This window comes from Mesorhizobium sp. M1348, assembly GCF_040317925.1.
Taxonomy (GTDB): domain Bacteria; phylum Pseudomonadota; class Alphaproteobacteria; order Rhizobiales; family Rhizobiaceae; genus Mesorhizobium.
In genome coordinates this window covers 43,291-54,991 of record NZ_JAMYLH010000035.1, presented here as the reverse complement: position 1 = coordinate 54,991, position 11,701 = coordinate 43,291, and the positions used below count along the sequence as shown (strand labels likewise).

Below are 11,701 nucleotides of genomic sequence, written 5' to 3'. Positions count from 1 at the left end.
CATACGAGATCGTCAGAGAAAGAACGGCGTAGGGCCATGCCTGCCTTAGAATGGGCCAGAGGGACGACTCGCGTATCCAGGGAAATTGCGGAAACAGCGAGCCCAGTCCGTAGTAGAGCAGCCACAGCTGGAGCAGCAGCGGCGTGCCGCGAATAATCGTGCAGAACACCTTGGCCGGCACGCTCAAAATCGGCGGGCCGATCACCTGCGCAAGGCCGAGGGGAATGGCGAGCGCGATGCCCAGCGCCGACGTTACCACAAGCAGCCAGATGGTTCGCCATATGCCTTGCAAAGCCAGCGGCAGATAGGTGGGTAGCCAATCCCAGCGCATGAGAAAAATCGATGCCAGTACGACAACCAGCGCGATCAAGATCAGCGCTATGCGGTGCGGCCGCATCCAGAGCGAGGCCCGTGCGGCGGCGTCAATGACTGGAGTTTCGGCCGCCATCAGTGCGATCCAGCTATCGACGGCATGCCGCGTCGCGCCCAGCGCTCAACGCGCCCGATAACGACGTTGGAGACGAGGGTCAGAGCGAGATAGAGCGCGCCCGCCGCCATGAAGAAGGTGAAATAAGCCTTCGTCGCGCCGGCGGCCGTCCGTGTGGTTTGGGTCAGTTCATTAACGCCGACGATCGCGAGAAGCGCGGTGTCCTTGGTGGCGATCAGCCACAGATTTGCCAGCCCCGGAATGGCGAAGGGCAGCATCGCCGGCAGCGTTATGCGCCTGAGAAGCAGGCCGGGAGGCATTCCATACGCCCGCGCGGCTTCGATCTGGCCCTGCGGAATGGCGCGGATCGCGCCGCGCAAGACTTCGGTGGAGTAGGCGCCCTGCACGACCCCGAGCACGCCTATGCCGGCGACAACCCCGTTGATGTCGATCGCGGCATAGCCGAGCGCGGTAAGCAACTGGTTGATGAGGTCGGTACCAGCGAAATAAAGCAGCAGGATCAGCACCAGCTCGGGCACTGCGCGGACCACTGTGGTGTAAACTTCCAGCAGGTCACGGACCACCGGCCCGCCATAGAGCTTGCCATAGGCGCCGCCTACGCCGATCAAAAGACCAACCCCAAAGGAACCGAAAGCAATTCCGACGGAGTTTGCCAGCCCATGCAGAAGGCTGAGACCCCTGCCGTTCGGCGGTTCGAAGGACAGCAATTCCAGCGAACTGGCTCCGAACATGGTGGCGAGAACGTCGCTCAGCTTATGTCCCCTGGACTTGCGGGTTGAGGCGCCAATGATGCGTCACGCCGGACATGCCCACCGCGACGACGGCGGCTAGGCATGCCGGCTTGATGCCGTTGCCGTCAGTTGGACTGTGACTCGCCGCCGTAGATGTCGAAGTCGAAGTACTTCTTGGTGATTTCGGCATATTTGCCATTGGCCCGAATGGCCTTGATGGCGGCATTGATCTTGTCCTTTAGTTCCGTGTCGCCTTGGCGCATGCCGGCGCCCACGCCAGGCCCGAGCACTTCAAGGTCGGGCGCGACATAACCCTTGAGGTCGCAGCACGCTTTGCCTTGGTCCGATTTCAAAAACGCGTCGAGCGCGATCGAATCGGCCTGCGTGGCATCGATTCGGCCGGCGCCGAGATCCTGATTTGCCTCGTCCTGCGTCTGGTATTCCTTGATTTCGGCGGCGTCGGTGAAGTGCTTCTTGGCGTAGGCGGCGTGCACCGTGGATGCCTGAACGCCGACTATCTTGGCTTTCAGCCCCTCAGGTGTCGCATCGAATTTCTGATCCTTGGCGCCGATCACCGCTGTCGGCGTGTTGTAATATTTGTCGGAGAAGTCGATTTCCTTCTTGCGTTCGTCGGTAATGGACATCGAATTCATGATCGCATCGATCTTCTTGGTCTTAAGTGCCGGGATGAGGCCGTCCCATGGGACTGGCGTCAATACGCAATCCAGCTTGGCTTCGCCGCAGATGGCATTGACGATGTCGACTTCCCAGCCACCCCACTTGCCGGAAGCATCCTGCGAGTAAAACGGCGGATAGGCTTCAGGCGAAAAACCCACCTTGATCTGTTCGGCGCTTGCCGAAAATGCGCTCGACAATGCGATCAGCGTGGCCGCGAGCGCCGTTTTGAGAAAAGGTTTCATTTTTTCAGTTCTCCCGTTTTTTGGTTTTGACGTTCCCGTCTGCTTTTCTCGCAAGTCATCCAACATTGCGCAGAAACTGCTTCAGCCTTTCGGATTTGGGTGCGCCGAAGATCTGTTCCGGCGGCCCTTCTTCCTCGACCAGCCCGTTATGGAGGTAGACGACATGCGTCGCGACCTCGCGGGCAAACTTCATCTCATGGGTGACCAGCACCATGGTGCGGCCTTCGCGCGCCAGGTCGCCGATCACCTTCAGCACCTCGCCGACCAGCTCCGGGTCGAGCGCCGAGGTCGGCTCATCGAACAGCATGACGCGCGGATTGATGGCCAGCGCCCTGGCGATCGCGGCGCGCTGCTGTTGGCCGCCCGACAGATAGGCGGGATAGACGTCGCGTTTTTCGGCCAGGCCGACGCGGGCGAGCAATTTCTCCGCCTCGCCGATCGCCACATCGCGCTTGACGCCGAGCACATGCACGGGAACCTCGATGACGTTCTCGATCAACGTCATGTGACTCCACAGATTGAAGTTCTGGAAGACCATGCCGAGTTTGGAGCGGATGCGTTCGATCTGCTTGCGGTCGGCGGGCACGGTGTGGCCGTAGCTGTCGGCCTTCAGCTTTATCTCTTCGCCATTGACCCGGATGATGCCGCTGGTCGGGTTCTCCAGGCAGTTGATGCAGCGCAGCAGCGTCGACTTGCCCGAGCCGCTGCCGCCGATGATGGCGATCACCTCGCCATCGCGCGCCGACAGCGAAACGCCCTTCAATACATGCAGTTTGCCGAAATTCTTGTGCAGGTTCTCGACGTGGATGGCTTCGGCAGCGCCGTTCTGCGCCGTATGCTTCAGGGCGGTGGCCGGCGCTGTCATCGTCGCGGTGCCCCGCGGAGCAGCCGAGGCAGTCCTTGCTGGAATTTTTTACCCATTACCCGTCACTGGACAGCGTTCCGATTCTCAAGATGGACCGTTCCGCTTGCCTCCGTCAACCGCAGTTTTTGGACCATTGATCACGGCCAGCCGAGTGGCTATTGGCAGGGCGGGCGCGTTTCAGGAGAATTTAGTGGGCAAAGCATACGGGTCTCAGTCGATGGCCGGGCCGCTGCAGCGTGTGCTGATGCGCTCCGCCGCCAGCGCCATGCATCGAGCCAAAGCACTGGATTGGCACTATGGCCCGGGCTTCGATCCGCAAAAGGCGGCGGCCCAGCACGAAGCGTTGGCCAGGCTGATTTCGGCCTCAGGCGCCGAGATCGAATGGCTGAGCGACGCCGATGACGGGCTTGCCGATTCTGTCTTTACCCACGATCCCTCGCTGATGACCGATCATGGCGCGGTCATCCTTGCCATGGGCAAGGCGCTGCGCCGGCCCGAGCCCGGCCTGCACGAGGCAGCCTACGGGCGCATGGGCATCCCCGTCCTCGGCCGTATCGAGGCTCCCGGCCAGGTCGAGGGCGGCGACTGCGTGTGGGTGGATGCAAACACGCTGGCCGTTGGCCGCGGCGTGCGCACCAATCAGCACGGCATCCAGCAGCTCTCCAACCTGCTTTCACCCAAGGGCATCCAGGTCTACGGCTTCGACCTGCCGCTCTGGCAGGGCGAGGAGGCCTGCCTGCACCTGATGTCGGTGATCAGCCCGCTCGCCGACGATCTGGCGCTGGTCTATGCGCCGCTCCTGCCGGTCGCCTTCCATCAGATGCTGCGCGAACGTGGCATTCGGCTGGTCGAGGGCGACGCCGACGAATTCTTCGCCTCGAATGGGCTCAGCCTGAACGTCCTGCCGACCGCGCCGCGCCAGGTTATCGCCGTTGCCGGTTTTCCGAAGACGGCGGCTGCCATGCAGGCCGCTGGCTGTACGGTCTCGACATTCGAGGCCGATGCGCTGTGCGTTGCCTGCGAGGGCGGCCCGACCTGCCTCACACGCCCGGTGTTAAGACAATGACGACGATCGGCGAAGCGCTCATCACCTTGCTCGAAGCGCACGGCGTCGACACCGTCTTCGGCATTCCCGGCGTGCACACGGTCGAGCTCTACCGCGGGCTGGCGCGGTCGAAGATCCGTCACGTCACGCCGCGCCACGAGCAGGGCGCCGGCTTCATGGCCGACGGCTATGCGCGCGCCAGCGGCAAGCCGGGCATCGCCTTCGTCATCACCGGGCCGGGGCTGACTAACACCATCACCGCCATGGGCCAGGCGCGCGCCGATTCGGTGCCGATTCTGGTAATCTCGGGCGTCAACGCCACACCGACGCTGGGCAAAGGCCTTGGCCATCTGCATGAACTGCCGGACCAGCGCGGCATGATGGAGAAGGTGGCGCTGTTTTCGCACCGTGTCACCGAGGCCGGCGAACTGCCCGGCGTGCTCGCCCGTGCCTTTGCGCTGTTTTCATCCTCGCGTCCGGGTCCGGTGCACATCGAGATCCCGACCGATGTCATGAGCCTGCCTGCCAACGGCATCGTGCCGCTGCTGCGGAATTCAGCGCCGCCCGAGCCGGATGTGGCGGCGATTGCAGAGGCGGCAAGGCTATGCGCGTCTGCCCGCCGGCCGCTTATCCTGGCCGGCGGCGGCGCCAAAGCTGCCGAAGCGCCGTTGCAGCGCCTGGCCGAGAGGTTGGGAGCGCCGGTCGTCCAGACCGCCAATGCGCGCGGCCTGCTCTATCGCCATCCGCTTGGCGTGCCGGCCAGCCCCAGCCTGAAGGCGGTGCGTGCGCTAATGGCCGATGCCGACCTGGTCATTGCCGCCGGCACCGAATTCGGTCCGACCGACTATGATGGCTATGGCGACGGCGGTTTTGTCCTGCCCGCCAATCTGATCCGCATCGACATCGGCGCCGACCAGCTTGCCCGCCGGCCTGCGCGGATTTCGATCCAGGCCGATTGCGGAGCGGCGCTCGACGCGCTGCATGCCGAACTCGGCACGGGCGAGGCGCAATCGGGCGACGGCGCCGCTCGCGCCGCCGCGACGCGGCAAGCGGCCTTTGCCGAGATTGGCCCGGCTATGCAGGCGCAATTGCGCGCCGTCGAGACGATCCGTGATGCACTGCCTGGCGCGATCATCGTCGGCGATTCGACCCAGCCGGTCTACGCCGCCAACCTCTACTACGATCACGACCGGCCGGGCGGCTGGTTCAACGCCGCCACCGGCTTCGGCGCGCTCGGCTATGGCCCGCCGGCGGCGATCGGTGCCGTCCTTGCCAGGCCTGAGGCGCCGGTCGTTTGCCTCACCGGCGATGGCGGCTTCCAGTTCACCCTGCCGGAACTGGGCGCCGCGCTCGACGCGGCGGCGCCGGTGATCTTCACCGTCTGGAACAATCGTGGCTACCGCGAGATCGAAACCTCGATGCTCGACGTCGGCGTCGAACCGGTCGGCGTCTCCCCGGCACCGCCGGATTTCTGCAAATTGGCCGAAGCCTATGGCATTGCCGCCGAGCGGATTTCCGGCGCTGGCGGCTTGGCGGACGCGCTTGGGCGCGCGCGGGCGACTGGACGACCTTACGTCATCGAGATTTCGGTTGAGTGATCGCGCGAAAGGCGCGACCTTCCGCATCGGCGGCGCGCAATGACGGAGCGGTCGAATATGACGGAAACACTGGACGGCAGACATATCGTGGTGACCGGCGGCACCGGTGCGCTTGGCGGCGCGGTCGTAGGGAAACTGCTGGAGCAGGGCGCGATCTGCCATGTGCCCAATGCCCATGCTGCCGCGCCTGCGCATTTTCCCTTTCCGGCGCATGACCGCGTCAGGCTGGCGCACAATGTCGACCTTGCCGACCCTGCCAAGGTCGACGCCTTCTATGCCAGCGTTCCAGATTTATGGGCATCGGTGCATCTTGCCGGCGGCTTCACCGCCGCGCCGGTCGAGAAGATCGAGCCCGCCTCCTTTGCCGAGATGATGGACACCAACGCCCGCACCACCTTCCTGTGCTGCCGCGCGGCGATACGCTCGATGCTGGAATCTTCCGTGTCGGGCCGCATCGTCAATGTCACCGCGCGAGCCGGGCTCGATCCGCGGCGCGGCTCCGGCAAGGTGGCCTACGCTGCCGCCAAGGCGGCGGTCGCCGCGATGACCGTGGCGATGGCCGAAGAGCTGAAGGGCAACGGCATCCTGGTCAATGCCGTGGCGCCCTCGACGCTCGACACACCGGCCAACCGGGCTGACATGCCGAACGCAGATTTCAGCAGATGGGTCAGCCTTGAAGCGGCGGCCGAAGCCATTGCCTATCTTGCCTCGCCGGCCAACATGGCCATCAGCGGCACGCTGGTGCCACTTTACGGCAGGGCCTAAGCCTGCGGCTCGTCACAAGCAAAAGGTCACAAGCAAAAGCCCCGCCGGATCGTTCCGGCGGGGCTTTTTATTTCGTTTATAACCCGCGCGAGGCGCGGTGTTGGCTTAGCTGCCCTGCTTCTTCAGCGCGGCACCCAGGATGTCGCCCAGCGAAGCGCCGGAGTCGGTCGAACCGTATTGGGCGACCGCTTCCTTCTCTTCGGCGATTTCCAGCGCCTTGATCGAGACCTGCAGCTTGCGGGTCTTCTTGTCGAAGGCGATGACGCGGGCGTCGACCTTCTGGCCGACGGTGAAGCGCTCGGGGCGCTGCTCGTCGCGGTCACGGCTGAGGTCGGAGCGCTTGATGAAGGTCTCGATGCCGCTGTCGACCAGCCGCACTTCCAGACCGCCATCCTTCACGCCGATAACCTCGCAGGTCACGACCGCGTTCTTGCGCAGTTCGCCTGACGTCGCGGCTTCGCCGACCGTGTCCTTGGCCAGCTGCTTGATGCCGAGCGAGATGCGCTCCTTGTCGATGTCGACGTCGAGCACCTGCGCCTTGACCATGTCGCCGCGATTGTACTCCTCGATCACCTGCTCGCCCGGACGGGTCCAGTCGAGGTCGGAAAGGTGGACCATGCCGTCGACGTCGCCTTCGAGGCCGATGAACAGGCCGAACTCGGTCTTGTTCTTGACCTCGCCCTCGACCTGGCTGCCGACCGGATGGCTGCGCGCGAAGGCCTCCCACGGGTTCTCCAGCGTCTGCTTGAGGCCGAGCGAGATACGGCGCTTGGCCGGATCGACTTCGAGCACCACCACGTCGACTTCCTGCGTTGTCGACAGGATCTTGCCAGGATGCACGTTCTTCTTGGTCCACGACATTTCCGAAACGTGGATGAGGCCTTCGATACCCGGCTCCAGCTCGACGAACGCGCCGTAGTCGGTGATGTTGGTAACGGTACCCTTGATCTTCTTGCCGATCGGGAACTTGGTGCCGATCTCGGACCACGGATCGCTCTCGAGCTGCTTCATGCCGAGCGAGATGCGGTGGGTTTCCTGGTTGATGCGGATGATCTGCACCTTGACCGTCTGGCCGATATTGAGGATTTCGGTCGGATGGTTGACGCGGCGCCATGCCATGTCGGTGACGTGCAGCAGGCCGTCGATGCCGCCGAGGTCGACGAACGCACCATAGTCGGTGATGTTCTTGACGACGCCTTCGACCACCTGGCCTTCTTCGAGGTTCTGCACGATTTCCGAACGCTGTTCGGCGCGGCTTTCCTCAAGCACGGTGCGGCGCGACACCACGATGTTGCCGCGGCGGCGATCCATCTTGAGGATCTCGAAGGGCTGCGGGTTGTGCATCAGCGGCGAGACGTCGCGGATCGGGCGGATATCGACCTGGCTGCGCGGCAGGAAAGCCACCGCACCGTCGAGGTCGACGGTGAAGCCGCCCTTGACCTGGTTGAAGATGACGCCTTCGACGCGTTCGCCCTTGGTGAACTTCTCTTCGAGACGGACCCAGCTCTCTTCGCGGCGAGCCTTTTCGCGCGACAGCATGGCTTCGCCAAGCGCGTTCTCGATACGCTCGACATAGACCTCGACCGTGTCGCCGACCTTGAGCGTCGTGTCCTTGCCCTTGACGCCGAATTCCTTCAGCGGCACGCGGCCTTCGACCTTGAGGCCGACGTCGATGATGGCCATGTCCTTCTCAATGGCAGTGATGATGCCCTTGACGACCTGGCCTTCGCCGGAATGGCCGGCGGAAAATGATTCTTCGAGCAGGCTCGCGAAATCGTCGCGAGTGGGATTTGCAACTGACATAGTTTCTCCTGGAATGCCCCGCAATCTGTCGCGGGGCGGCGCCGTGGGTTAGCGTTGCGTTGGCCTGCCGGCGTTCCGGGGCAAAAAGCCCCTGGCCGCCCTTGAGCGGCAATTCCGGCGCATGAAGAATGCTGGCAGGCTGGTTCACGCCCAATATGGGAATTCTTTTGTCGCCGGCAATCGGCGGCGGCAGGAAAACCCGGCTCAGGCTTCGTTTCTCTTAGCCAGGACGTCGTCGATGATCGCCTGAGCTGCCAGAAACGCGGCCTCTATAGCCATTTCCGACGTGTCGAGCAAGTGCGCATCGGCGGCCGGCTTCAAGGGCGAGTCCATGCGGCCCATGTCGCGCTCGTCGCGGCGCACGATATCGGCAAGGATTTCATCGAAATTGGCAGTGCCGCCGATGCTCTCGATTTCGTCCAGCCGCCGCTTTGCCCGCACCTCGGCGCTGGCCGTGACATAGAGTTTTACGTCGGCATCGGGACAGACGACAGTGCCGATGTCGCGGCCGTCGAGCACCGCACCCGGCGGGGTTTTTGCGAAGGCACGCTGCTTGTCGACCAATATGCGCCGGACCGACGGGATGACAGCCACTTTCGAAGCCGCCTCGCCGATCGCGTGTGCCGAAAGCACGGCGCGGTCGAGCTTTGCCAGATCGACCTGACGAGCCGCGGTTTCAGCGGCAGAGACATTGTCGAGCGGCAGGCCGAGCCGGAGCAGCGAATGCGCCACCGCGCGATAAGTAAGGCCGGTGTCGAGCAGGTTCAGCCGGTAGTGATCGGCCAGCCGCCGGGCAAGAGTGCCCTTGCCGGCGCCGGCGGGACCGTCGATGGCAATGGTGAAGGTTGAGGTCATTGGCCGCCCACCGGAATCGAAAAGCGCAATGATCCAGATTGGCGTAGCGATCCTTCGCGCCCCCCTCTGTCCTGCCGGACATCTCCCCCACTTGGGGGGAGATCGGCGGCCATCGCGGCTTTCGCCAATTGTCTACGTCGCAGGATTGAGCGGAGCGCCGAAGCTGCCAATCTGCCTCCTTGTGGGGGAGATGTCCGGCAGGACAGAGGAGGGCGCTGTCCCGCCGACGTTCCAGTTTGGCCCCAACCCCCAAGGCTAGTGATTGCCATCAAGCTACTCGATCTCCGCACCGAGCCCCTTCATCAGCCCCATGAATTCCGGAAAGCTCGTTGCGATCATCGCCTGGTCGTCGATGGTCACCGGCTTTTCCGTCGCCAGCCCCATCACCAGAAAGCTCATGGCGATGCGGTGGTCGAGATGGGTCTGGACGATGGTGCCCTGTCCGTTGGGATGCTGGCCGAGGCCCTTGCCGCCGGGTTTTCCGCGCACGACAAGCGAGGCCTCGCCTTCGCTGCAGTCCACGCCGTTGAGCTTCAGCCCTTCGGCCACTGCCGACAGCCGGTCGGATTCCTTCACGCGCAGCTCTTCCAGGCCAAGCATCAGCGTTGCGCCCTCGGCGAAGCTGGCCGCCACGGCAAGCACCGGATATTCGTCGATCATGGTCGGCGCCCGTTCGGGCGGTACGGTGACGCCTTTCAGCTCGGAGTAACGCACGCGCAGGTCGGCGACGTCTTCGCCGCCTTCATTGCGGCGGTCGAGAATGTCGATCCGGGCGCCCATTTCCTGCAGCGTCAGCAGAAGACCTGTGCGGGTCGGGTTCATCAGCACGTTTTCGATGGTGATGTCCGAGCCCGGCACGATCAGCGCCGCCACCAGCGGAAAGCCGGCCGAGGAGGGGTCGCCAGGCACCGCGATCGTCTGCCCCATGAGCTTGCCCTGGCCTTCGATGAAAATGTGGCGCACGCCGCGCTCGTCGGTCTCGACCGACAGATTGGCGCCGAACCCCTTGAGCATCTTTTCGGTGTGGTCGCGCGTCATCACCGGCTCGATGACGGTCGTAATACCCGGCGTGTTCAACCCGGCCAGCAGCACCGCCGACTTGACTTGTGCCGAGGCCATCGGCACGCGGTAGGTGATCGGCGCGGCGTGCTTGGGCCCGTGCAGCGTGATCGGCATGCGGTCGCCAGGCGTCGCCTTCAGCAACTGCACGCCCATCTGGCGGAGCGGTTCGAGCACGCGGCCCATCGGCCGGCCCGACAGTGAGGCGTCGCCGATGAAGGTGGTTTCCATGTCATAGGTGCCGACCAGGCCCATGGTGAGGCGTGAGCCCGTGCCGGCATTGCCGAAATCGAGCGGGCCTTCCGGCTGCAGCAGCGCGCCGTTGCCGGTACCGCGGATCACCCACTCAGCGCCATGCTTCTCGATATGAGCGCCCATGGCCTTCATGGCAGCGCCCGTACGCATTACGTCCTCGCCTTCCAGCAGCCCGGTGATGCGGGTTTCGCCGGAGGCCAGGCCACCGAACATGAACGAGCGGTGCGAGATCGACTTGTCGCCCGGCACCCGTGCCGCGCCTGAAAGGCCAGATGATTTGCGGGCGGTGGCCTGCTTCGGGGCGGCAGTGTGCGACATGGTTCTTTCCTGGGAAACGCCGGCGGCCGGCCATTTTCGTCTGGTTTGCGCGGTCTCCTATCATGGCGGACCGAAATGGTCATCCCCTTGGTATGAAGGCCTTCGAATTCAAGCTTTTTGGGACGCCGGCTTTTCGCTTTGACAGCGCCGTAAACTCTGGTTAAGGGGACCAAACTTTCATCGACGAGGCTTGCTGTGGCAAAACCCGAACTTGGCACCAAACGCATCGACCCGGAGACGGGTCGAAAATTCTATGACTTGAACAAGGACCCGATCGTCTCGCCTTACACGGGCAAGAGCTATCCGCGCTCCTATTTCGAAGAAGGCAAGATCGCCGCCCTCGAGGAGGAAGAGGAAGTTGCCGAGAAGGAAGTAGACACCGAGGAGGAAGAGGGCGTCGAGGTCGTCTCGCTCGAAGAGGCGGACGAGGACGCGAAGGCCGACGAGCTTCCCGATCTCGGCGATGACGAGGACGACGTTGACCTTGGCGATGACGAGGATGACACATTCCTCGCCGACGAGGAGGAAGAAGATGATGACGTTGCCGACATGATCGGCGTCGGCGAAGACGACGACGAAGTCTGAGCGAACCGCATTCGCCGGCTTTCGCCGCGCCGCCTAGAAAAAGCGGTTCTTGAAGGCTTGATATTGACTGAAGGCGGGGTTAGAAGCCGCCTGCACTAACGGCGCGGTCTCAACCCGCGCCGGATCTCTTCGCCGGAAACGGCGCCGGCGAACTGCCGGAGTGGGGCCATAGCTCAGTTGGGAGAGCGCTTGAATGGCATTCAAGAGGTCGTCGGTTCGATTCCGATTGGCTCCACCAGTTCTTCCTACAAGGAAATCAACAACTTAGTTGATGTCCGGTTTCGGGCCATTCTGCTAAAAATCCCTTGGGGCACCGCCAGACTCCTTTTCGACCTAGAAAAGAGTTTGCCCCGCTGGGGGCGTTATTATTTACACTGCTCCTCGCCGGGGGTGATACACAATGACTTTCGATGAGTGGATTTCTGGTGGCGAGGTCCGACTGGCCGAAGCAATC

At 63.4% G+C, this 11,701-nt stretch carries 11 protein-coding genes and 1 tRNA gene; 5 read left to right on the top strand and 7 right to left on the bottom strand.

Annotated elements, in window-relative coordinates:
• The 4 genes from NKH13_RS31505 to NKH13_RS31490 all read right to left on the bottom strand — a co-directional run.
• Positions 1–448: ABC transporter permease subunit (locus NKH13_RS31505; RefSeq protein WP_352916686.1), on the bottom strand; the 448-nt coding region annotated here is incomplete at its 3' end.
• Complete coding sequence (locus tag NKH13_RS31500; protein ID WP_352916684.1) at positions 448–1,179, bottom strand: ABC transporter permease; 732 nt, start codon at positions 1,177–1,179, stop codon at positions 448–450. The genes NKH13_RS31500 and NKH13_RS31505, both read right to left, overlap by 1 nt.
• A 125-nt stretch (positions 1,180–1,304) precedes the next feature.
• Positions 1,305–2,099 carry a transporter substrate-binding domain-containing protein gene (locus NKH13_RS31495; RefSeq protein ID WP_352721547.1) on the bottom strand — a complete coding sequence of 265 codons (795 nt, stop codon included), beginning with the start codon at positions 2,097–2,099 and terminating at the stop codon, positions 1,305–1,307.
• A gap of 55 nt (positions 2,100–2,154) precedes the next feature.
• Positions 2,155–2,964, bottom strand: coding sequence for an ABC transporter ATP-binding protein (locus NKH13_RS31490; RefSeq protein WP_352721545.1), 810 nt, complete (start codon positions 2,962–2,964; stop codon positions 2,155–2,157).
• Between the two features lie 217 nt (positions 2,965–3,181).
• On the opposite strand from NKH13_RS31490, the gene NKH13_RS31485 reads away from it, so the two are divergent.
• From NKH13_RS31485 to NKH13_RS31475, 3 genes are read left to right on the top strand one after another with little or no spacing between them, the layout of a single operon-like run.
• Positions 3,182–4,030, top strand: a complete 849-nt coding sequence (locus tag NKH13_RS31485) for a dimethylarginine dimethylaminohydrolase family protein (RefSeq protein WP_352721559.1) — start codon at positions 3,182–3,184, stop codon at positions 4,028–4,030.
• Positions 4,027–5,607 (top strand): 5-guanidino-2-oxopentanoate decarboxylase, encoded by a 1,581-nt coding sequence (locus tag NKH13_RS31480; RefSeq protein WP_352721544.1) that lies wholly within the window; start codon positions 4,027–4,029, stop codon positions 5,605–5,607. Before NKH13_RS31485 ends, NKH13_RS31480 begins: the two co-directional genes overlap by 4 nt.
• Positions 5,608–5,664: 57 nt before the next feature.
• Positions 5,665–6,372, top strand: coding sequence for an SDR family NAD(P)-dependent oxidoreductase (locus NKH13_RS31475; RefSeq protein WP_352721542.1), 708 nt, complete (start codon positions 5,665–5,667; stop codon positions 6,370–6,372).
• A gap of 105 nt (positions 6,373–6,477) precedes the next feature.
• Here NKH13_RS31475 and rpsA read toward each other — a convergent pair whose 3' ends face one another.
• The 3 genes from rpsA to aroA form a co-directional block, all read right to left on the bottom strand.
• The gene (rpsA, locus tag NKH13_RS31470) at positions 6,478–8,175 is read right to left on the bottom strand and encodes a 30S ribosomal protein S1 (RefSeq protein WP_023676278.1); all 1,698 of its coding nucleotides are present in this window, start codon (positions 8,173–8,175) and stop codon (positions 6,478–6,480) included.
• Positions 8,176–8,379: 204 nt separating this feature from the next.
• Positions 8,380–9,030, bottom strand: a complete 651-nt coding sequence (gene cmk, locus NKH13_RS31465) for a (d)CMP kinase (protein ID WP_352721541.1) — start codon at positions 9,028–9,030, stop codon at positions 8,380–8,382.
• A 273-nt stretch (positions 9,031–9,303) separates the two neighbouring features.
• A complete protein-coding gene (gene aroA / locus NKH13_RS31460) occupies positions 9,304–10,662 on the bottom strand; it encodes a 3-phosphoshikimate 1-carboxyvinyltransferase (protein WP_352916680.1) in 1,359 nt (452 codons plus the stop codon).
• Positions 10,663–10,857: 195 nt separating this feature from the next.
• Between aroA and NKH13_RS31455 the strand changes: the two genes are divergently transcribed.
• Together NKH13_RS31455 and NKH13_RS31450 are read left to right on the top strand one after the other, a co-directional pair.
• Entirely contained in the window at positions 10,858–11,247 is a 390-nt protein-coding gene (locus NKH13_RS31455) for a TIGR02300 family protein (protein ID WP_352721538.1), read from the top strand.
• A gap of 162 nt (positions 11,248–11,409) precedes the next feature.
• Positions 11,410–11,485, top strand: a tRNA-Ala gene (locus tag NKH13_RS31450).
• Positions 11,486–11,701: the final 216 nt, after the last annotated feature.